Raw genomic sequence first — 22,229 nt, 5'->3', positions numbered from 1 at the left:
GGTACTTAGTGTTCTTTACCTAATGTCTTATTTCTTATAAGGTTTACGTTGCTCCAAGGGGTTTTTGAGGTTGAGCCCCTTGGTTGTAACGGTTTTAGATCAAATATTATGTTCCCATAAATTTGACCTACTTTTTTTTGTGTTAAGGAGTCTTGAAAAAGGCTCCTTTTTTTCTTTTCCTATAATCTCTTTGGAGAAATGTTCATTCACAATTGTTAACAACTTTTACTTAAACGTAATATTACGATAAAGTAAGGTTTTGAACAAAAAACCTACTTTTGTATCATAACATTAGAGGAAGTTTTTTATGTCAGAACAAGTAGAAAGAATCAAAACATTGATTATTGGATCAGGACCGGCTGGTTATACCGCGGCCATATATGCCTCAAGGGCAGATTTAAAACCAGTTTTATATACAGGTATGGAGCCTGGTGGACAATTGACCACGACTACCGAAGTTGACAATTTTCCAGGATATCCGGAAGGAATCGATGGACCAGCAATGATGATGCAATTACAGCAACAAGCTGAAAGATTTGGTACAGAAGTAAGAATAGGAATGGTTACTGCCGTAGAATTTAGTGACGAGATAGGGGGTATTCATAAAATTACCGTTGATGATTCGACCCAATTGGAAGCAGAAACCGTGATTATTTCCACAGGTGCATCTGCCAAATATTTGAATTTGCCCAGCGAGCAGCGATTAAGAGGAGGAGGAGTCTCCGCATGTGCTGTCTGCGACGGCTTTTTTTATAAAGGACAAGATGTGGCCATTGTTGGAGCAGGGGATACCGCCGCAGAAGAGGCTTCTTATTTGGCCAATATATGTACAAAAGTAACCATGCTGGTCCGAAAAGACCACATGAGGGCATCAAAAGCGATGCAGCATAGGGTCAATAGTATTGATAATATTGAAATACGGTACAATACCGAAATAGATGAAGTATTGGGCGATCAAGTCGTAGAAGGGGTCAGGGTAGTGAACAACCAAACCGGAGAAAAAGAAGAAATCCCTGTAACGGGTCTGTTCATAGCTATTGGACATAAACCAAATACCGATGTGTTCAAAGGACAGTTGGACATGGATGAGACGGGCTATATTATTACGCAACCCAAATCCACAAAAACAAACAAGCCTGGTGTTTTTGCCAGTGGGGATGCTCAAGATAAAATATACAGACAGGCGGTTACTGCCGCAGGTACAGGATGCATGGCCGCCTTGGACGCAGAACGTTATTTGGCTGCCGTTGAGAGCAAAGAAATGATTGTATCATAACAACTACCCAAAGTGGAAAATAGAAAAAGGCACCGAAACTTCGGTGCCTTTTTTGTTGATTGCAACTCAATCAATCCGCTTGTAATTTTCGGAAAAAGTTCGGTTACCTTCCTCATCCACCGTTATCTGACTAAACGAATCCTCCTTTAGGATAAGTTCAAAGGTGAAGTTGCGCATGGTATCCAATGCTTTCATCATTTCATCGTCCCCGTATTCGATTACCTCAATTAAGGAGCCGTCCGAAACTTTGTACGAGCCATAACCGAACCTGCCGTTCGGGTCTTCTGGTACATATCTGGTCCACATAATTTTTTCTTTGGAGTACATTTTAACCTGTCTATAACCATCCGATTTCTCAATGGTATCCAAAACATTTTCTCCATCATAATTATAAAAACTCTCCAATTCCCAAGTTCCTTCAATGCTTAGAGCATTGGAATAACGATCCGTAAAGCTTCCCACAACAAGGAAAACTACGATCAGTGTAAATAATAAAACTGATTTTCTCATAAAGCCCTTCCTTTTTTAAGTTGCTGATATCTAGTCTTTAAAAGATAGCGATAAATAATGAGAAAACTGGGGTTTATTTCATAAAAAAGGAACACTTTCAGGTGAGTACGGACTACCAAGGATTCAAAAAAAGTTCTTAAAGAACTCTAAAGAAGATGAATTCTTCTTAGAAAAGACGGGGTTTGGTCAATAAAAAAGGAATTGAAATGGCTAAATATTAAAAAATCCAACATTTTTCAGTTAAAATGTTTGATATGTAAAAAATTTTGAACAATTTTCAGGAAAATTAACACAAAAAAAAGTAATGAGGAACATTTATTTAACATTTATTGCGGTGTTTTCTTGTGTTGCGGCCTTTGGTCAAACCATATCAGGTACCGTATCCGACGTGTCGGGTACTCCGTTGCCTGGGGTTACCATAGTCGTAAGCGGCACAAGTATTGGAGCCACCACAGATTTTGATGGTAATTATACCATTAGTGCTACGAGAGGACAAGTTCTAAGTTTTTCCTACTTAGGAATGAAGCCAAAAGAAGTTACCGTAGGTTCTGAATCAACGATCAATGTTGTTTTGGAAGAAGATTCGACACAATTGGATGAGGTCGTTGTAACCGCATTTGGTGTAGAGCAGAAACAGAAGTCGTTGGGGTACTCTGTTTCCAAGGTAGACACAGAGGACCTGAACCTTGCAGGACAAGCCAACCCAATTGAAAGTTTGCAGGGGCGTGTGGCCGGTGTCCAGATCAACCGTTCTTCTGGTACATCCGGGGGCGGTGTGGATATTTTGATACGTGGGGTTACCTCCATTAATCCAAACAGAAGTAACCAGCCGCTGATTATTGTGGATGGTCTTGCCTTGAACAACGACACCTTCTCTGGAGAGGTAAGGCCTAGTTCTGGATCCAACTCACCGAACAGTTCTGAGCAGTTTGCATTTTCCAACCGTGCCATGGACCTTAACCCTGAGGACATCGAAAGCTTCAACATTCTTAAAGGCGCTGCAGCAACGGCACTTTATGGTGTAAGGGCATCCAATGGTGCCATTGTGATCACTACAAAAAAAGGAAAACAAGGAAAGGCAAAGATTACTTTAACGGCATCTACTACCTTTAGGGAAATTAAAACAACGCCAACCTTACAGACCAAATATCGCGAAGGTTTTAATGGAGCTCCGCGTACATTGTACGATCCAGATTCCGATACAGGATTCAATAGAGTGCAACAAGCCACATCTTTTTACTCCTGGGGACCAGAATATTCTTTGGACTCCTTTGATTTAGGAGAAGGGAATATTGTAGATCTCTCAAATGATAGATTTTATAGCCCTTACGATATTTTTAAAACAGGGTTCAACTCACAGGTGAATTTGAGTTTGAGCGGTGCCAACGATCGTTTGGACTACTACTTCTCAATGGGGAATAATAGCGAGAAGGGTGTTCTGCCCAATACGGACTATAACAAGACCAACTTAAGGTTAAAAGCAGGATATAAAATAACGGACAACTTTACTATGGATGGTTCCGTTGCTTTTACCAACTCAGGAGGAAGAAGGGCCAACGGAGGAGATAAATCTGTAATGAGCGCACTCTCCTATTACTCAGGAACATTCCCGATCAACGATTATGTAAATCCCGACGGGAGCGAAAGAGATTACTCCTTTGGTATCATTGATAACCCAAGGTACTTGATGGAAACCAGTAATTTGGAAGATGATGTAAACCGTTGGATAGGGAACGCAACCTTTAATTGGACACCAAAAGATTGGTTGAGAATTACGTATGCCGCCCAGATAGACAACTACTCCGATGCAAGAAACCGTTACGTTGGTCCGGATTTGGACGGTGGTTCACAAGTAGGGGGATTTATTTTAGAACAAAACATCAACTTTACAGGGTTGGAATCCAACTTTTTGGTGGCAATGAACAAGCAATGGTCCGATGACTTTACAACGGACTTTACTGTTGGTCATCAAATTTCAGATGCCAAAAGAACTTACCTGGAGGCTCGAGGGGAAGGCTTAAATGTACCCGGAGTCAACGAAATTGGAAACACGACCAATTTCTTTATCAACAAAACCATAGTGCAAAATCGTACAGTAGGGGTTTTTGGTGAAGCAAAATTCGGTTACAAGGATAAATTGTTCTTGACGCTTACAGGAAGAAACGACTGGATTTCTACTTTACCTAAAGAAAATAGATCGTTCTTTTATCCATCCGTGAGTTTGGCGTACGATGTTACCGACCTCTTTGGTGAGAACGATATCTTTACCTTTGGTAAACTAAGAGCATCTTGGGCCGAGGTAGGTAAAGGACCTGGCTTTGGCGATGTTGGACAATATTTCGTAGTCGATGGTGATTTCCCGTTCGGTGGAGTAGGGGGATATCGCAGAAGTACACTATTGGGAGATACCAATATACAGCCCGAAAAAAACCAATCAACAGAGTTTGGTGCCGATCTTAGATTCTTGGATAATCGCATTCGATTGGATTATGCCTATTACAACACGCGTGTTAAAGATCAGATTTTTACAGTTGGAACGGCCTATTCTTCTGGATTGTCCGGAATTACCAGAAATGCTGGTGATTATAAAGTTTTTGGACACGAATTTTTGTTAAGTGCCGATGTTATAAGAAATCAGGATTTAAGATGGGAATTGATCTTGAACTGGTCTACCAGCGAGGGGGAGGTTTTGGAAATACCTGAAGATATTGAAGCCATTATTTTTGCGGACTCTGGATTTGCCGGAGTAACTTCGGAGGTAAGAGCTGGTGATAAAATGGGTAATCTATATGGTTACAAATGGGAATATGTAAACGGTGAAAGATTGATCGGGGAAAATGGTTTACCGACCATAAATCTCGATGAAAGAGTTATTGTAGGTAATGCATTCCCAGATTTTATAGCCTCTATCGGAAGTAACTTAAAGTATAAAGGAATCGGCCTTAATTTCCTATTGGAATGGAAAGAAGGTGGAGATCTTTACGATTCGGGACGAAGAAACTCCATTAGGAACGGTCTTTTGGAAAGTACCTTGCAAAGAGACGTAAATGTAGTATTGGACGGAGTTCTTGCGAATGGAAGCCCAAACACTACAGAAGTCCTAATCGATCAGAATTACTACCGTAACTCCAGTGTTTACAACCGTGCCTCGGAAGTGCTGATACAAGATGCATCATGGTTAAAGATCAGGAACATTGCCCTGTCCTACGACTTTCCTTCTAAACTGACCAGAAGTTTGAGCTTGGATAAAGTAAGTTTGTCCGCAAGTGCGAACAATATCTTGCTATGGACACCATTTGATGGTTACGATCCAGAAGGAAACCAGTACAGTGCGGGAAGCAATGTTTATGGATTTACAGGATTGAACATACCATTGGCCGAAAGTTATTCACTCGGATTGAACATTGCATTTTAAAAAAGGAACTATGAAAAAAATAAATATAATTAAAACTTTTCTGCTATGTGCCGCAACAACCTTTGTAGCATGTAGTGAGGATTATTTCGACGTAAACACTCCCTCCAATACGGCCACTGTGGAGCAATTGAGGATGCAGGATCTTATTGCGCCAGTAATACACAGTACCATGGAAGGACAGCGTTCTGCCGAGCTTTCGTTTGGGAACTACGTTCAAAACTTTGTTTCAACTGGAGGAGGTGCTGCCGGACAAACATCGGCAAGCGGACTTTGGAGCCAGGTCTACCTTTATGTATTGCCAAATTTACAAGTGGTTAAAGCTAAAGCCGCCGAAACAGGAGCCAATCATATTGATGCTGTGGCCGATATTTTGATCGCAGCCAATATTGGGATAGCCACGGATACATGGGACAATATCCCTTACTCCGATGCCAGTGGAGGACCAGATAACAACTTCCCTACTTTTGATACACAAGAATCGATCTACACGGAGATATTTACTCTATTGGATGGCGCCATTGCCAAATTAAATGGGGCAGACGATTCTGGATTTGTATTGGGATCTTCCGATCTGATCTATGGAGGCGATATTGATAAATGGTTGAGAGCTGCCTATTCTCTAAAAGCACGCTATCAATTACATTTGGTGAACAAAGGAGTTGTTTCCGCTGCAGATGTGTTGGCAACTGCACAGAATGGATTCACTTCCAACGAGGATAACTTTGCCATGTATTATGACGATCAGCGAATCAACCCATGGTATTCTGCCGAAATTTTGGCACGGAGTACAGGAAACTTGAGTAACGATATTGCCAGTCAGATAGTGAGCTCCATGAACGGGGATTACTATCCTTTTGAGGGCGGTGTTGTTGAAATTGACCCAAGACTTCCTTTGTTCGCCGAAAATGGGGATGAAGCGGAGTACAAAGGTTTTGTAAGTGGAGGTGCAGGTGTAGCTCCAGATGGTACGGATGCCAACGCTAGATTTAGAACAGATGGCTTCTATACCAGTATCGATTCACCTTTAATGCTGATTACCTACGCAGAAGTTGAATTTATTAAGGCCGAGGCTGCATTTTTGGCCAATGGTGGTACAACAACCAGTGTTGGGTCCAATGCAACAGCGTATACTGCATATATGAATGGTATTGCCGCCAGTATGGATATGTATGGTGTGGATGGTACGGATTATATGGCGGACGGCGCAATTGATGTTGGAGAAACAGCGTTGAGCTTGCACCATATTATGAAAGAAAAATACATACATAATTTCCTAAACCCAGAAACTTTTGTGGATTACAGGAGATATGATTTTTCCGATGATGTGTTTACTGGATTGGAGATCAGAAGTGAAGAAGAAACTTCCGATGCAGAATTTAGTGGACAATGGTTCAGACGTGCCAACTACCCTGCGACCGAGTTGAACAGAAACGAGGCCAATGTTTTGGCAAATCAGGTTGATCCGGTTGTTCCAGTTTGGTGGGACGAATAAAGTAGTAGCATAACCCTATGAACTAAAAAGGCCATCCGATCGGATGGCCTTTTTGATTTGAGTGAGTTTTTTTAATCAAAAAACGTCTTCTTCCGTTAAATACAAAAGACCATCATCCTTTTGGTTAAGGATTCGTTTGGACCTTAAATAACGGTTGTAATTGTACTCATCAAAATTCTCGGAATTTTTATCCACACTGCTAATATGTACATTCCCCGCCGAATGAATAAATTCATTGTTGCCAAGCCACATACCTACGTGAATAACACGTTCTGGGCTTGTTTCTGTAGCTTTCTTGCCAAAAAATAGCAGATCGCCTGGTAATAGTTGATCAAAATCCTTAGTGTCATCAACCAGTATCCCTTCATGGATTTGTTGAGAAGCATCGCGAGGGATGATCATGCCGTTCATAAAATAAATTGTCTTTGTAAAGCCACTACAGTCTACCCCTTTTATTGAGGTGCCGCCCCATAAATAGGGCACGCCGAGCATGGTTTTGGAAGTTGCCACCAAGGATTCCTGTGTTGGCTCCAAGGAGGATTTCCAATCTTGGTAGGGAGAGGCGTCGGATTTTTTCACAAAAGCCATTCGGCCGTCGGGGTATTTTATTTCATAAAAAGTGCCAGTGTCGGCAACCAAACTCAAAATATTTCCTGCGACCAAATCCGATACAACCTCCGAGGATTCATCGGCATTGGAATAAGCATGCCCATATATTTTGGTGTAGATCATTTTTTCTGAGCTCTGCCATGCTTCAAATAGGGTTTTGTCCATTAATTCTACGCCACCACTATCTACCCATCCCAAATATTTATCGGGAGTTTGGATCAAGTACCAATTTCTATCTTTTTGATAAACTTTTAATGGCATTCCCAAAGTGGCCTGTGTGACCATTTCTGCAGAATGCGATGGTTTGGAACGGATATTCGCTACGGAAAGTGAAATGGTACCATATATTTTCCCTTCCAAATCCTCGGCAGGAAGTGTTTGGATACTATCGGTATAAGAAATCTGTAGCGAATCCAACTTTTGCCGAAGAGCATTTAGCGCATCTGGCATATTGGTTTTTCCGACCAGGGTATAACCGTTGGCATTTTCCTTGGACTCAATATCGAACAAGGCTACACGTTTATCGGGAGCGTACATTTCTCGAACAGATGAAATTATTTCGTCGGTTTTGCTCGGTTCCGTGCTATTTTCCGTTTTGCATGCAACAAAAATTAAGGTGATCAGCGCAAAGAGGAATAGACCATTTTTTAATGGGGACGTCAGCTTCATATTACAATTTTATAAGGTTTATTGGTATTGGTAAAATAATCAATTAAATAGAAATAGATATCAACTGATATATGAATTAAGGCTTTTTGCCAAGGTTTCCACATCTTCAGCGGTATGGTAGGCACTTAATACAATACGGCTGATCAGAGGGCCATTATCATCCGGATAACGGAAGTTGGTAAAAACAAATCGATCTTGTGTCAATGCCGCAGCTAATTTTTCATCTTGGAACTCAAAAGTAGGATGACCGTCCATGTGCATAAAAAAAGAGATATCGCGAACCAGGGATTTAAAATGATCGTAGTTTTTATTGAGTTTATCCATACGTTCGGCGTAAATGTCTTGTGCATCTAGCAAGGTGCCCATAAATGCGGGCGATGCCGGACTTGCCCCACCATAAAATGCCGTAGATTGTAGGGTTTTGATATCGTCCTTGTTACCAAAAACGGCGCCCGCTTGTATGCCCAGGGCCTTGCCCAAGGAAGAACAAACCATCAAATTAAAGGGATTAAAAGCTTTGAGTGTATGGTAACATCCATTTCCTTGATGGCCTACCACACCGATTCCGTGCGAATCGTCGCCAACCAAAATAAGCTTGTCCAAAGGAAGGTTGGATAAACGACCAAACCCGGGATATTGGTAACCCATAAAATCAATAGTATCAAAAAGAACTACCGGGGGCAAGGGACTTTCTAGGACCGTTTTTCCTGCCAGTTGCTCCAATTGGCTAAAATTTTCGGTTTTCAGTACGCCATGGGTACAAAGTGCGGCATGGGCATTAGGGGCGGCAATAACCGTGTGGCCTTTTTCCAAATGGGTCTGCACTACCAATTGGGCCGCCAAATACCCTGAGGACATGGTCAAACAGTTATCGCTGCCCACCCAATTGGCCAAATGGTCTTCGATTTTACGGTATACATCGAGGAAGACATTCGATTTTCTCGATGCCCCGTAGTGCATTCCATATTTAACGATGTTCTGTAGATAAACCTCTTTAAAAGGAAGGTGGTTTTGTACTCCCAGATAAGAGGTGCCCCCAAAATATATATAGGGCAAACCGTTAATGGAAATTTGCCTGTCCGGTATGCTTGGTATCGAATGAGCCATTATAAAAGTTGTATCCCACTTCCTGGCAACTCTGGGAAAATTACTTTTCCGTCGTTTAGTATGGTTACTCCAGTTGCTATATCTTCCCGTAACAACATGGCGCCATCCATATCCACATAATCCAGTTGCGGCAATAATTGGGCAATGGCGGAAATACCAACGGTAGATTCCGTCATACAGCCCACCATTAGTTGGAGTCCAAGTTCCCTACCTTTTTTGATCATTCTTCTAGCAGGGGTAAGTCCACCACATTTGGTCAGTTTAATATTGATTCCATGAAAATAAGGTCCACATGCTTCCACATCTGTTTCCACAATACAGCTTTCATCTGCGATAACAGGTAAAACCGAATTTTTCTTTACCAATGCCATTCCTTCCCAATCATCGGCTTTTAGGGGCTGTTCCAAAAACTCCACGCCAAGTTCCTTTAACAAAGGGGCATTATTAATGGTCTCTTCTGCGGTCCATGCGGTATTGGCATCAATTCTGAATACACTGTCCGTATGTTTGCGCAGCTCGCGAATTATATCCACATCTTCGTTGGTGCCCAACTTTATTTTATAAAGCGGCCATGGTTTTTCTTGGAGTTTGGCCACCATTTTTTCGATGGTATCTATTCCGATGGTATAATTGGTAATGGGATATTGATCGGTGGTGGTGTCCCAGATTTGATATAGAGGCTTGTCCTTTAGTTTACCGTACAGATCGTTTGCGGCCAAATCCAAAGCGCAAAGCGTGAATTTATGAAGGTTTAAAGATTCCAAATGCTCATAGAAATTCTCGGGCGTATCAAAATCGTATGCTTCAATTTGGTCTCTTACGGCCTCTATTTCTGCCATCATCCCTTCTATGGTTATTTTATAGTATGGATTGGAAGTGGCCTCACCGTAGCCAGTTTTTCCATTTAGGGTCAGTCCAACGATCAAGGTGTCCTGTTCATCCCTCGATTCTCTGGAAATTGTAAAAGTATGGGCCAGTGGAAGAATGTATTTTTTTAGGGTTATCTGCATGGGAATATCATATTTTAGCGATTTGCTAAGATAGGTTTTCGAGCAGAGATATTAAAGACAAAAGCCCACTGAAAAATCAGCGGGCCTTCAACAAATTAAAAGGGAAAATGGATCAATATTTTCTTACGCTCCCTGAAACGGATTTTTTGGTCTGCACACTTGCATCTCCAGTATATTTAATGTCCGCACCACTGCTGGCATCGGCCACAAGGGACTCTGAAACGTTCACAGAGATATCAGCACCGCTACTGGCGTCTGCGTTGCACCTTTTTACCATTAAATCCTGAGCTTTGATGTCCGAACCGCTACTGGCATCTGCGAACAAGGCATCTGCTTGTCCAGATACTTTAATATCGGCGCCACTACTGGCATCGGCGGATACTTCACCTGCCACTACCTCTACATGCAGATCGGCACCACTGCTCGAATCCAGCTCAATGTTTTCGGCCTTGATCACATTTTGGCCGATAAGATCGGCACCACTGGAGCTCTCAAGGGCAGTGATTTCCGGCAAGGTCACATAAACTTTTTTGGTGGCCCTACCAATGTTTTCAATGGCATGGATTTTTAACCTTCCCTCTTTGATGTCGGTTCCGATAAGGTCAATAATGTTTTCATCGGCTTCTACGTTAATTTTAAAATCCGAACCTTGTGTTACAAATACATCGATGCCTTCCGATGCTGAAACTACGTCAAAATTTTCGGTAACATCGCGGGTTTCCTCAACGATTTCCCCATTACCGGTTTTTCCGTTGCCAAAGTTCATATCCATCATGCATGAGGATGCAAAGAGGGATAGGAGGACGGCGATTGCTAATCTTGCTAATGTTGTCATGATTGTTGTTTTTAGTATTGATTGATTTTGATTATACGTTTCTTCAATCTGAATAAATTCAGTGTAAATGTCCCTTTTATTGTATGTATTTTAAACTTTGAGTTACCCAATTGACGATTTAAGGTACCCAATTGTTACTTTTTTTCTTTCGCTTTAACTTTTATTCCGTCCTCGTTGATTTTCATTTCAAAGGAATCTTGGTTATCCTTAATGTCGATATCGATGCCATCTTCATTAATAATGATCTTTCCATTGCCATCCTCCTCATCGTCATCCAATTCTGGACAATCCAGGCATTTTAATTCTCCATCTTCGTCCATGGTCCAATAATGTTCCACCAAGCCGGTTCGGTAGTAACCTTGGTCATTTTTAATACCTCGACCAATATATCGATTTGTGGTTTCATCAAAATACACGGTTTTGGTCTCCGGCACATAAATGGTTATGGTCACTTCTTGGTTTCTGGCCTTGTTGGATGTATCGGTGGTCAAGTATTTGTCCAGGATTATGGTATTGCCCTTCAACGTGTAGCCAAAAGCAATGTTTTTGGCGCGGTCCCTGGCCGCCAAGGTGGAACTCCCATCGGCATCTTTTCTCACATTGATGCTGATGGAATCCGTATCGGATTTCTTGATTTTGATATCTATTTCATCGGACATAAGAATTCGGTTGTCGTTTTCATCATATCCAAAAGTCATTCTTCCAAAATGAATTTCATCGCGACTGTAATCCGTGTCGCTATCCTTCATTTTAATGATCAGAGTGTCCGTGGGAACCTGCATGGCCAACTCCTTTTTGTCGTTTACACTCCCTGTATAGGAGAACTCGGCGGCTTGGCGAATGCCAAATACGATCAATGTGCCCACCGATATCAGCCACAGTCCCAATAGAGCGAACTTGGCGATGTTCCCGATGGATTTAAGGTTGTTCACCAAAATCTTCAGGCCTAGATAAAGTAGGAAGAAGAAGGGTATGCCCACGGCAAAGAACAACAGGATGGATACCAACCAAACAGGGGCTCCGGAGGTGTTCACTATTTCATAAAAATCTATCCCCGGTACGTGTATCGCATCGAACATGCCTACGGTGAACAGGCCAAAGAAGAGGCCGACCAGCGTAGATGCGCCAATAATGATCAATAGGATACCAATAAATTTGCCGAATATTTTAAATAGGAACAGGATAATGTCCCCGATGGTATCAAAAAAGGTCTTGGAGCTGCTCTTGACCTTGTTTCCTACTTTATCGTAGTCAACGTTTTTTACTTTTTCTGCAACATCATCAAACCCCTCTTTTACTTTGCGTTCTATATTGCTGATGTTGATGGGCTCTCCCCGCATATCCAATTTTTGGGAGGTGGTAGCTGCTTCGGGCACTAAGATCCATAGTAGGATATAGGCGATCAAACCGAATCCGCTGGTGAAAATGGCCAAAAGGATAAAAATTAACCGTACCCACAAGGAGTCGATGCCCAGATAATGTTCCAGACCGGCGCATACACCACCAATATACTTATGGTCGATGTCGCGGTACAATTTTTTGGCTCGGGCCGTTGGCTGATCATAGGATTTTTTGGGTTCGTCCTCAAAAATATCCTCGTCCACCATATAATCTTCGGGCTGCCCCATTACTTCGATTACCTGGTCTACTTCTTTATGGGTGATCACCTGCCGCTCGTTCTCCATTTTCTCCAAGAAGAGTTCGGCAATCCTTGCCTCGATATCGGCAATGATCTCGTCGCTTCCCTTGGTACCTGAGAAAGACCTCCTTATGGACTCCAGATACCGTCTCAGCTTGTTATACGCATCGTCATCTATGTGGAAGAGCGTATTTGCTAAATTTATATTTACTGTCTTGTTCATTTTTTGATTCTATTTTGTGTTGGTTACCAGATTGACTGCATTTCTTAGTTCATCCCAAGTGCCGTTGAGCTCGTTTAGGAACAATTGCCCTGTTTCTGTTAGTGCGTAGTATTTGCGTGGTGGCCCCGATGTGGATTCTTCCCAACGGTAGTTGAGCAGACCGGCGTTCTTGAGCCTTGTGAGCAAAGGGTATATGGTGCCTTCCACTACTAACATCTTTGCGTCTTTTAAGGCTCCCAGTATTTCCGAGGCATACTTGTCGTCATCCTTTAAGATGGACAGAATGCAGTACTCTAGAACCCCCTTGCGCATCTGTGCTTTTGTGTTTTCTATATTCATAATTTCATGGTTCTATTAAATTAACTGTTCGTTTTTGTTCTGCCAAACTTTGTTTGGCTGCGTTTCCACTCCATTCCCCTGAATTGGGCAGGGGAGTGGAAACGGTTCTTTGATTGATGATTGTTGATTGATGATGTTTTTTCGTTTTTTGATTGATGATGTTTTTTCGTTTTTTGATTGATGTTTAAACTCCTTTTGCTTGATTGATGATTGATGTTTTGGAGGTGATTAAGCTCCTTTACTGTTATTTAATGAATTTAATGGTGAACGGGTACTTGAAATATTCCCCCTCATTGGTTCGGATAGTGGCCAAAATGGAGAAGACTATATTTACTATGGCCAAGGCCAATTGCAAGAATCCTGATATGCCCACAGGCCAAATCAACCGTCCAAAGTTAAAATTGTCGCTATCTATATGAATGTTCAAATTGTTAAGTTCGCTCAAACGATGGAACCCTAAAAAGTTCCAATCGAACAAGTCCGGCCAAAATCCTATGAAAAAAGGAATGGTGATCAAGCCAGCTATAATGGAGTACAACAAAATGCTTATTTGAAAGTTGAGCGCTTGCTTTCCATGGTAATCCACAAAATCGTGTTGCTTTTTGTTGGCGGTCCATAGAATCAGAGGAAGAATGAAATTCCCAAAAGGAATAAAATACTTCGAGAACATGGACGCGTGTATGATCGCGGATAAATTTCGTTCGTGTTTGGTGATTGTAGTTGCCATTTTCTGATTGATGTTTTTTGATTGTAAAAGGGTTAACCTATTAGCTTACCATACAAATATATATCCAAAAGACAGTACTATGCAAAACAAAGTACTATAAATTAACATAATATTAACAATTATATTTTGCTTCAATTTGCCTATTTTTAAGCCAGTTAAACAAACAATATGGCATTGACACCCAGTAAAATCAATATGTTCACTTTTATGAAACTTCCTTCGGCATGGTGGTGCGGGGTTAGGCTCAAGTATATTGATGATAAACAAGCAGTAACTACGGTAAAACACAAATGGAGAAATCAGAATCCGTTCAAATCCATGTTTTGGGCCGTTCAAGGAATGGCCGCCGAACTGAGTACCGGTGCTTTGGTGATGAACGAAATCCAAAAGAGTGGTAAAAGAGTGTCCATGCTCGTGGCGAACAACAAAGCTACCTTTACCAAAAAAGCTACGGGGCGCATCACTTTTACCTGTGAGGATGGCGAACAAATTGCTGCCGCCATTCAAAAAACCGTGGAAACCGGGGAGGGACAAACTTGTTGGATGAAATCCGTAGGGATAAACAAGGATGGGGTAGAGGTATCCACTTTTCATTTTGAGTGGACGGTGAAGGTGAAGAGGTGATCGGCGTTAATGTTAAAAGGTTGAAGGTATAAAGGTGAAAGAAGAATTGATTACATCTAAAGTGTAACAAAACAACTATCATTTCAACATATAAACAGAAATCAAAAAACTTAAAAACAATCAAAAAATGAACGCACACGAAATAGATTACCACATTTACGGCGAAGAAATGCAATATGTGGAAATAGAACTGGACCCACAGGAAGCCGTGGTTGCCGAAGCCGGCACTTTTATGATGATGGACCAAGATATCAAGATGGACACCATCTTCGGCGACGGATCTAATCAAGATACCGGCGTACTGGGTAAGATATTCTCTGCAGGTAAACGTTTGCTAACGGGCGAGAGTCTGTTTATGACCGCGTTTCTCAATATTGGCCAAGGAAAAAAGCAGGTAAGCTTTGCTTCTCCTTATCCGGGTAAAATTGTTCCCATAGATCTTTCAGAAAAAGGAGGGAAGTTCATCTGTCAAAAAGATGCATTCCTATGTGCTGCCAAAGGCGTTTCTGTGGGCATTGAGTTCTCCAAAAAACTAGGACGTGGATTTTTTGGTGGCGAGGGCTTCATCATGCAAAAGTTGGAAGGGGACGGTATGGCCTTTGTACACGCAGGTGGGACCATGGCCAAGAAAACATTGGCAGCTGGCGAAACGCTTAGGGTGGATACAGGCTGTATTGTTGGTTTTTCCCAAACCGTGGATTATGATATCGAATTTATAGGGGGCATCCGCAACAAAGTATTTGGCGGGGAAGGACTTTTCTTTGCTACGCTGCGAGGTCCTGGAACCGTGTATGTCCAATCCTTGCCGTTCAGCAGGTTGGCCAGTCGGGTTTGGGCCGCTGCCCCAAGAGGTGGTGGCAAAGATAAGGGCGAAGGTAGCATCTTGGGCGGTCTCGGCGATTTGTTGGATGGGGATAATAGGTTCTAGGTTTTAGGAGTAAGCAGTCAGAAGTCGGATGTCAGAAAACTGATAACTGAAGGCCGATGTCACGGTGTCTGAAAAAAAACACTTCTTTTGTGGGTATGAATTTCAACGACCTGTTTCATTTTCTGGAAGAACTTCAAAAAAACAACAATAAGGAATGGATGGATGCAAACCGTAAATGGTACAAATCTCTCCGTAATGACTTTATCGCTTGGCTGGATGATTTGGACATGACTATGGTCCAACTCCATGATGATTATTACCCAACTCCGGGCAAAAAGGGCATCAATCGCATCAATAATAACTTGATGTTCCATCCGAATAAGCCCATTTATAAAGATCATTTTGGCGCAGGGTTGGACAAAGCGCCCAATTCTGCCGATTTTTATATCGAGATAGGCCTAAAACAATGTTTATTGGCAGGTGGTCGTTGGCGGCCCGATTCCAAAACACTACGGAGTATCCGAGATGCCATCGATTACAACGGAGAGGAATTGCAGGCGATTCTCGATAAACCATCATTCAAGAAAATGTTCGGAGGCTTGTACGAAGACGAAAAACTGGTATCGTCACCCAAAGGATTTTCCAACGACCATCCACATATTGAACTCTTGCGCAACAAAACTTTTGCCGTAGAACTCGAATTGTCCAAAGAAGAAGTGCTTCGGGATGATTTTAAAGAAAAAATTGTGGAAGTCTATAAAGAAATGCTTCCTTTTCGACAATATCTTAACCAAGCTGTAACCGTTTAAATTTAAGCATGAAATACGGGAATATCAGAAATATAAGAAAAGAACTTTTGTCCGATAATTGGTACACTTTGAATAAGGTTACTTTTGAGTATCAGCGGGAAGACGGGGAATGGGAGACCCAAATTAGGGAAGCCTATGATCGGGGTAACGGGGCGGCCATTCTTTTGTACAATATTGAAAAGGGCACGATTATTTTGACCAAACAGTTTCGAATGCCCACGTATTTAAATGGCAACAAGGACGGAATGATGGTTGAAGTATGTGCAGGGCTTTTGGAAAAAGGCAATGCCGAAGAGACCATTAAAATGGAAGTGGAGGAAGAGACCGGGTATAAAATTGATCAGGTGGAAAAGGTGTTTGAAGCCTACATGTCGCCTGGTTCGGTCACCGAAATCCTTTATTTTTTTATTGGCCGGTATGAAGATGCCATGAAAGTGGGCGAGGGAGGTGGAGCGGAAGACGAGACAGAGAACATCGAGGTTTTGGAACTGGATTTTAAAGCAGCGATAAGCATGGTGCAATCAGGTGAAATCAAAGATGCAAAGACCATTATGCTGTTACAATATGCCCAAATTCACGGAATTTTTGATCAGTAATTTTCATGCAAGTTTTTAAGGGTGCTGTACACAGTATCCAGTATTTCCGAGGTCGGTATGCGATAATGATTGTTCATAAAACTAAAGATGAGCAGCTTGCCCGATTTTGTTTTTACATATCCGCTTAAATTATAATTGTTCCCCACAGAACCCGATTTAGCAAATAAAAAAGGTTCCGTTGTTGGATCTTTCCATTGCTTTACGGTACTGTTCGGCCCCCACATGGGCATTATGCCAAACAAACGTTCTTCGGGAACTTCTTTGTGCAATTTTTCAAGAATCTGTACAAAGGACCTAGGGCTGAACAAATTGTAACGGGACAAACCGGAGCCATCTACCCAACGGGGTTGTTGGTCAAGGTCCTTTAAATGGGTGTTCAACATATGATCAATGGCCTTTTGGGTGCTCAAGGTGTCGGAAAGCATGCCAGAGGATGCCAGGAGTAATTGTTCGGCCAAAAAGTTATCGCTCCTAAATAGCATGCGCTTATAGATGGAATCTGTTTCTAAGCCATAAAGAGTCTGTTTCTCCCCTTCGGGAAAATGTTCGGACAATGTGGTTTCTTTTCCAATGGCCGATTCCAATAAATGCTTCGTTAAACTATCACTGGTTATAAAAGGAACTTCCAAAGTGTCTGTTTCCGTTGGAGAAATATAAAACCGATTTACAAATTCATCTCGACTTAGGGTAGTGTCCTTTACCAGAACGGCTTGGGTGAGTTCACTCGGGCTAACGCTCAATCCATCGGTGTGTGAGGCAAAAATAACATTGCCGTACAGGGGCATGGTTGTTTTTTCGGGAGAAAAATAGGTTTCGTAATCTTCCCATGCCCAACCTGGCCCGTACCGGTCTTCGTCGTGGTTTTTTGTATATAGGGCAATGGTATTTTGCTGCTTAAGCCAATTTATGGCACTGCTATCCTTTAAATGCGGATGTAACCAAGATGGGTCGCCCGTACCTTCAATAAAAAGAGTGTCTTGAGAAATTAAATATTTTAAAGTAGGTATATTTTTGGGCAGTAATTTTACCCCGGTGTAAAAAGTGACGATTTTGGTATTGCTGGCAGGCGTAAAATATTTTTCGCCATTTCGATTGTAAATTTCTTTACCTGTTTTGGCATCCACTACCAAAAGCCCATGAAATGAGTTTTCCAAAGTAGGCCTTGCCAATTCAGAGGTAATGGTTGTTTTTACGGATGCACAGCCGGCAAAAAGAAAGGCGAATAAAATAAACTTGGAGAAAAATAGTTTAAAGTTAAGGTTGGTACGGTTCATCGATTTTAACAAGAAGGTTTTTATTTTTTAACTGAATTTTCAACTTTAAGCGGTGCTTTTTTATTAATTTAGGTACAACCTAACAATGCAATTTAATCAATTTAATATGCCTAGAGCTATGTTTGATTACACCAAAACTATTCTTCAAAAGGTTAGTTTTGATGTTAAACTTTTCACTAGGGAACTTCAAAAAGCAGTTTCGAGATTGTTGCCCAGTGAATTAGAGGAACTTAGAATCTGGTTGCAATTGTATATTGTGGACAAACCAGAACTACATTCAACATTAATTTTATTAAAAACATAAAACTAAAGCCGCTGAAAAGCGGCTTTTTATTTTTTGCCCAATGGGCTGATGATTTTTACATCCTGAAAAGCAATGGCTCCTCGAACGATGCCGGAAATAACTTCGCGCAAAGCCTCTGTAATCTGAATTTTAAGCTCGCTTTTGTGGTAGATCAAACTGATTTCCCTGGCAGGGGATGGTTTTTCAAAGGACTTTAGGTTGACCCTTTTGTCTTCTTCCAGGTTTAAGGTGTTCAAGTAGGGCAACAAGGTCATGCCCATTCCTTCATCCGCTAAACTTACCAAAGTTTCAAAGCTCCCGCTTTCTATTTTAAATTGCTCCCCTCCTAGGCTTTGGGGCGCATTGCATAGGTTGATCACACCCTCCCTAAAGCAATGTCCATCCTGTAATAAAAGAATATCGCTCACATCCAGTTGGTCCGTTCGCAATAGTTCTTCGGAGGCCAATCGATGGTTTTTGGGCACATACCCCATAAATGGTTCATAATATAGTGGTCGTTCCTTAATAAACTCTATTTCCAAAGGAGTGGCAGCTATGCCCGCATCCAAATGGCCATCCAAGATATTCTTGATCATGGTCTGGGTCGATTGCTCCTTAATGATCAGGTTTACTTTGGGATACTTTTTTATAAAAGCGTTCAAAAACATGGGAAGTAAGGTAGGCATCACCGTTGGGATAATGCCCAGGGTATAGTCCCCTCCAATAAAACCTTTGTCTTGATCTACAATATCTTTGATGCGTTCCGCTTCTGCAACAATATTTTTTGCCTGTGCTACAATTTTTTTACCGACTTCGGTAATGGTAATCGGTTTTTTTCCCCGATCAAAAATTAAGATGTCGAGCTCGTCCTCCAATTTTTGAACCTGCATACTTAAAGTAGGTTGGGTAACAAAACTTTTTTCTGCAGCAAGGGTAAAGTTCTTGTACTCTGCAACGGCCAATACATATTGTAGCTGGGTAATCGTCATTAAGGGATAAGTTTAGGGCATAAATGTATGAAAAACTATCAGGCAAATCTATGGAAAATGGCAGATTTTGATGGACCGTATTGCAAATATAAAAGCTCGCACAATGGCGAGCTTTATCTTAGAAATTATGTGTTTTTGGATTAAAACCTAATGGTAAACTCCATGTCTTCTTTATCTACTTCAAATTTGGCACCATCAAAAGTCGGAGGTCCCATGGCCATATCGTTGCCGGACATCCCATAACTTTCTTTGGGCATTCCGTTGGCCTCAAAATCCATTCGGTTGTTCCCGTTTATATCGTGCATGGCCATTATCGCGTAGTTACCTGGCTGCACATTGGTAAACGTTAAGGTTACCTTGCCATTTTCTATAGTGCTTTGAAGGTTTTGTACCCCGGGCCCTTTCATAAAAGTGTCGGCCGTATGAAGCCCAATAAGAACCTTTCCCTCATTACTGGTCACATTGTCGATGGTTACGGTTATGTCGATTCCGTTATTTTCTTGTGCCATGGCCAATAGACTTACAAAAAAGAAACTTAGAGCGAGTGTTACAGTTTTCATAATGTTTGTTTTTGTTGTTTGTGTGTCCAAAATTGATAAAGAGGCCGGCATAATTAAAATTGAACATACCGAAATGTTGAATAAGGGGAGTGAATTGAACGGTGGTGTATGTTATGTCAATTCAGTTGTAAAAATCCACAGTTGGGTATTTTGTTTTGTGGTGGTCGAGGGTCGATGCGCAATTTTGTGGCATCAATCAAAACGAACAGACATGAAATTTATCATCAATCTATTTACCATTTTATTTTGCACGGGAGCAGTTTTTGCCCAACAGACCATCAGCGGAAAGGTGACCGATGCCAAAAAAAATCCGATTGAAGGAGCCAACATTTATTTGGAAGGGACCTACGATGGGGCTTCCTCCGATGCAAACGGCAATTTCAGTTTTGAAACAACAGAGGAAGGGCTGCAGACCTTGGTGATATCCATGTTGTCCTACGAGCCCCATTACGAGGCGGGAGATGTTTCTTTTTTTAAAGAGATCAACATTACATTGGTGGAATCCGTCAACTCCTTGTCCGGTGTAACCTTAACAGCAGGGACTTTTGAAGCGGGCGACAATTCCAAGGTATCGGTGCTCAAACCGTTGGATATTGTAACCACTGCTGGCGCGGCAGGTGATTTTGTGGCAGCATTGCAAACCTTGCCGGGAACTACAACAGTAAATGAAGATGGGCGTTTGTTCGTGAGAGGTGGTACCGCGAACGAAACACAAGTATTTATTGATGGACTTCGCGTATTTCAACCTTTCAACGCCACAGCCAACAATACACCCACCCGAGGCAGGTTTTCACCATTCCTCTTTAAGGGCATATCATTTAGTACAGGAGGGTATTCAGCTGAGTATGGACAAGCACTTTCCAGTGTACTTTTGTTGAACACTACTGATGTTCCATTGCAAGAGAAAACGGATATTTCCATTATGTCCGTAGGGGGCGGACTGGGCCATACCGAGATTTGGGGCGATCAATCGTTGAGCATAAACACCTCTTACGTAAACCTTGCCCCGTACGAAGCATTGATTCCCTCCACACAGGGTGTAAACTGGAAAAGTCCCTACGAATCCATAGCCGGTGAAGGAGTGTTCAGGAGCAAAGGGGAGAAGAGCATGTTTAAACTTTACACAGGCTTTAACCATGCCAATTTGGATATTGAACAAGAGGATATCAATTTTGATGATTTTGTACGGTTTCGTTTAAAAAACAACAACCTATATTTTAACGCATCTTACAAGTATTATTTTAAGAACGATTGGAGTCTGACTTCTGGTGCCTCGATCGCATGGGATACGAACGACATCGGAATGGAAGCCGATAGGGTAGATAGCAAGGAAACCTCTTCCCACATAAAATTTAAGGCGCGTAAAAATTTTAGTAATCGATATGATTTGAGTTTTGGTGCGGAATATTTCAATACCAATTATAATGAAACGTACACGGATCTAAACAACGATTCATTTTTTAGTGGTTATAATGATGGACTCTGGGCCGCCTTTGCCGAATCCGATATTTTTTTGAGCAACAAATTTGCCATGAAATTGGGATTGCGGGCCACGCAAAGTTCTCTTTTGGACGAGTTTAATCTTTCTCCCAGAATTTCGTTGGCCTATAAACCGGGCAAGGATGGGCAGTTTTCTTTGGCATATGGCGATTTTTATCAACGACCGCTCACAGAAGTGGTCAAATTCGACCAAAATGTTCAAATGGAGAAGGCCACACATTATATACTTAACTATCAATATATTAAAAATGGAAAAACCTTTAGGACCGAACTTTATTACAAGGACTATGATCAATTGGTGAAGTTTGATACCAACCTCCCACAGTTCAATTCCAATTACTCCAATACAGGAAATGGTTATGCCCAGGGAGTCGATGTTTTTTGGAGGGATAGCAAGAGCATAGAAAATTTGGATTACTGGGCTTCTTACTCTTACTTGGATACAGAACGCGATTATAGAAATTTTCCTGAAAGGGCAACGCCCAACTTCGCACCAAAGCATAATTTTTCCTTGGTTACCAAGTACTGGGTGGATAAATTAAGGTCCCAGGTCGGTCTTTCTTATTCCTATGGTTCCGGGAGGCCATATAATAACCCTAATACACCGGGCTTTTTACAAGAAAAGACAAGATCTTATAATAATTTGAGCTTTAACTGGGCCTACCTTATCGACCAACAGAAGATCTTGTATTTTTCTGTAAGCAATTTATTGGGTATCAATAATATTAGTAATTATCAATATGCGGATACCCCAAATATGGATGGGGTGTACAATCGAAGGGCGATTACGCCGCCGGCAGACAGTTTTTTCTTTGTTGGCTTTTTCTGGACCATCAGTAAGGATCGTAAAAGTAATCAGTTGGACAACCTATAAC

Annotated in this window: 20 protein-coding genes; 9 read left to right on the top strand and 11 right to left on the bottom strand. The window is 41.6% G+C overall.

Translation table 11 applies throughout. The features are described 5' to 3' along the window. The first annotated feature begins 307 nt into the window (after nucleotides 1–307). A complete protein-coding gene (gene trxB / locus AB9K32_RS06925; RefSeq protein ID WP_338195766.1) occupies nucleotides 308–1,276 on the top strand; it encodes a thioredoxin-disulfide reductase in 969 nt (322 codons plus the stop codon). A gap of 66 nt (nucleotides 1,277–1,342) precedes the next feature. Here trxB and AB9K32_RS06920 read toward each other — a convergent pair whose 3' ends face one another. Beyond that, nucleotides 1,343–1,786 carry a hypothetical protein gene (locus tag AB9K32_RS06920; protein WP_293294816.1) on the bottom strand — a complete coding sequence of 148 codons (444 nt, stop codon included), beginning with the start codon at nucleotides 1,784–1,786 and terminating at the stop codon, nucleotides 1,343–1,345. A 304-nt stretch (nucleotides 1,787–2,090) separates the two neighbouring features. On the opposite strand from AB9K32_RS06920, the gene AB9K32_RS06915 reads away from it, so the two are divergent. Together AB9K32_RS06915 and AB9K32_RS06910 are read left to right on the top strand one after the other, a co-directional pair. Beyond that, nucleotides 2,091–5,201 carry a SusC/RagA family TonB-linked outer membrane protein gene (locus tag AB9K32_RS06915; RefSeq protein ID WP_338195763.1) on the top strand — a complete coding sequence of 1,037 codons (3,111 nt, stop codon included), beginning with the start codon at nucleotides 2,091–2,093 and terminating at the stop codon, nucleotides 5,199–5,201. 10 nt (nucleotides 5,202–5,211) lie between these two features. Next, the gene (locus tag AB9K32_RS06910; protein ID WP_252080032.1) at nucleotides 5,212–6,693 is read left to right on the top strand and encodes a SusD/RagB family nutrient-binding outer membrane lipoprotein; all 1,482 of its coding nucleotides are present in this window, start codon (nucleotides 5,212–5,214) and stop codon (nucleotides 6,691–6,693) included. 75 nt (nucleotides 6,694–6,768) lie between these two features. Here AB9K32_RS06910 and AB9K32_RS06905 read toward each other — a convergent pair whose 3' ends face one another. From AB9K32_RS06905 to AB9K32_RS06875, 7 genes are all read right to left on the bottom strand, one after another. Then, the gene (locus tag AB9K32_RS06905) at nucleotides 6,769–7,971 is read right to left on the bottom strand and encodes a C40 family peptidase (RefSeq protein WP_369884760.1); all 1,203 of its coding nucleotides are present in this window, start codon (nucleotides 7,969–7,971) and stop codon (nucleotides 6,769–6,771) included. 60 nt (nucleotides 7,972–8,031) lie between these two features. Beyond that, nucleotides 8,032–9,078, bottom strand: coding sequence for an aminotransferase class I/II-fold pyridoxal phosphate-dependent enzyme (locus AB9K32_RS06900; RefSeq protein WP_369884759.1), 1,047 nt, complete (start codon nucleotides 9,076–9,078; stop codon nucleotides 8,032–8,034). After that, nucleotides 9,078–10,088 (bottom strand): dipeptide epimerase, encoded by a 1,011-nt coding sequence (locus AB9K32_RS06895; RefSeq protein ID WP_369884758.1) that lies wholly within the window; start codon nucleotides 10,086–10,088, stop codon nucleotides 9,078–9,080. The genes AB9K32_RS06900 and AB9K32_RS06895 overlap by 1 nt, the downstream gene beginning before the upstream one ends. Nucleotides 10,089–10,200: 112 nt before the next feature. Beyond that, complete coding sequence (locus tag AB9K32_RS06890; protein WP_252080028.1) at nucleotides 10,201–10,923, bottom strand: head GIN domain-containing protein; 723 nt, start codon at nucleotides 10,921–10,923, stop codon at nucleotides 10,201–10,203. A gap of 134 nt (nucleotides 10,924–11,057) precedes the next feature. After that, on the bottom strand, nucleotides 11,058–12,785 hold the full coding sequence (locus tag AB9K32_RS06885) for a PspC domain-containing protein (RefSeq protein WP_252080027.1): 1,728 nt from the start codon (nucleotides 12,783–12,785) through the stop codon (nucleotides 11,058–11,060). Between the two features lie 9 nt (nucleotides 12,786–12,794). After that, nucleotides 12,795–13,124 (bottom strand): PadR family transcriptional regulator, encoded by a 330-nt coding sequence (locus AB9K32_RS06880; RefSeq protein ID WP_014031488.1) that lies wholly within the window; start codon nucleotides 13,122–13,124, stop codon nucleotides 12,795–12,797. Nucleotides 13,125–13,368: 244 nt separating this feature from the next. Next, complete coding sequence (locus tag AB9K32_RS06875) at nucleotides 13,369–13,851, bottom strand: DUF4870 domain-containing protein (protein WP_224836568.1); 483 nt, start codon at nucleotides 13,849–13,851, stop codon at nucleotides 13,369–13,371. A gap of 168 nt (nucleotides 13,852–14,019) precedes the next feature. Here AB9K32_RS06875 and AB9K32_RS06870 point away from each other — a divergent pair, with 168 nt between their 5' ends. The 4 genes from AB9K32_RS06870 (at nucleotide 14,020) to AB9K32_RS06855 (ending at nucleotide 16,748) form a co-directional block, all read left to right on the top strand. Continuing rightward, on the top strand, nucleotides 14,020–14,475 hold the full coding sequence (locus tag AB9K32_RS06870) for a DUF4442 domain-containing protein (RefSeq protein WP_293294833.1): 456 nt from the start codon (nucleotides 14,020–14,022) through the stop codon (nucleotides 14,473–14,475). A gap of 127 nt (nucleotides 14,476–14,602) precedes the next feature. Then, nucleotides 14,603–15,403, top strand: coding sequence for a TIGR00266 family protein (locus AB9K32_RS06865; protein ID WP_252080024.1), 801 nt, complete (start codon nucleotides 14,603–14,605; stop codon nucleotides 15,401–15,403). 95 nt (nucleotides 15,404–15,498) lie between these two features. Continuing rightward, nucleotides 15,499–16,152 carry a DUF2461 domain-containing protein gene (locus AB9K32_RS06860; protein WP_369884757.1) on the top strand — a complete coding sequence of 218 codons (654 nt, stop codon included), beginning with the start codon at nucleotides 15,499–15,501 and terminating at the stop codon, nucleotides 16,150–16,152. Between the two features lie 8 nt (nucleotides 16,153–16,160). Beyond that, nucleotides 16,161–16,748: an NUDIX domain-containing protein gene (locus AB9K32_RS06855; protein WP_224836572.1), complete on the top strand. Its 588-nt coding sequence runs from the start codon at nucleotides 16,161–16,163 to the stop codon at nucleotides 16,746–16,748. On the opposite strand, the gene AB9K32_RS06850 is transcribed toward AB9K32_RS06855, so the two are convergent. Continuing rightward, complete coding sequence (locus AB9K32_RS06850) at nucleotides 16,742–18,022, bottom strand: D-alanyl-D-alanine carboxypeptidase (protein ID WP_369884756.1); 1,281 nt, start codon at nucleotides 18,020–18,022, stop codon at nucleotides 16,742–16,744. The genes AB9K32_RS06855 and AB9K32_RS06850 overlap by 7 nt on opposite strands. 106 nt (nucleotides 18,023–18,128) lie before the next feature. On the opposite strand from AB9K32_RS06850, the gene AB9K32_RS06845 reads away from it, so the two are divergent. Then, nucleotides 18,129–18,326 carry a hypothetical protein gene (locus AB9K32_RS06845; protein ID WP_224836574.1) on the top strand — a complete coding sequence of 66 codons (198 nt, stop codon included), beginning with the start codon at nucleotides 18,129–18,131 and terminating at the stop codon, nucleotides 18,324–18,326. A 26-nt stretch (nucleotides 18,327–18,352) separates the two neighbouring features. Here the strand turns inward: AB9K32_RS06845 and AB9K32_RS06840 are convergent, their stop codons facing one another. Both AB9K32_RS06840 and AB9K32_RS06835 read right to left on the bottom strand, forming a co-directional pair. After that, on the bottom strand, nucleotides 18,353–19,294 hold the full coding sequence (locus AB9K32_RS06840; RefSeq protein ID WP_369884755.1) for a LysR substrate-binding domain-containing protein: 942 nt from the start codon (nucleotides 19,292–19,294) through the stop codon (nucleotides 18,353–18,355). Between the two features lie 140 nt (nucleotides 19,295–19,434). After that, the gene (locus AB9K32_RS06835; RefSeq protein WP_224836576.1) at nucleotides 19,435–19,854 is read right to left on the bottom strand and encodes a DUF2141 domain-containing protein; all 420 of its coding nucleotides are present in this window, start codon (nucleotides 19,852–19,854) and stop codon (nucleotides 19,435–19,437) included. Between the two features lie 211 nt (nucleotides 19,855–20,065). Here AB9K32_RS06835 and AB9K32_RS06830 point away from each other — a divergent pair, with 211 nt between their 5' ends. Next, nucleotides 20,066–22,228, top strand: coding sequence for a TonB-dependent receptor domain-containing protein (locus tag AB9K32_RS06830; protein WP_369884754.1), 2,163 nt, complete (start codon nucleotides 20,066–20,068; stop codon nucleotides 22,226–22,228). The last annotated feature ends 1 nt before the right edge of the window (nucleotide 22,229 follow it).

Source organism: Allomuricauda sp. XS_ASV26 (genome assembly GCF_041224615.1).
Taxonomy (GTDB): domain Bacteria; phylum Bacteroidota; class Bacteroidia; order Flavobacteriales; family Flavobacteriaceae; genus Flagellimonas; species Flagellimonas alginolytica.
Note: the sequence above shows the minus strand (reverse complement) of the source record. Positions and strands in the feature narration are given on the sequence as shown.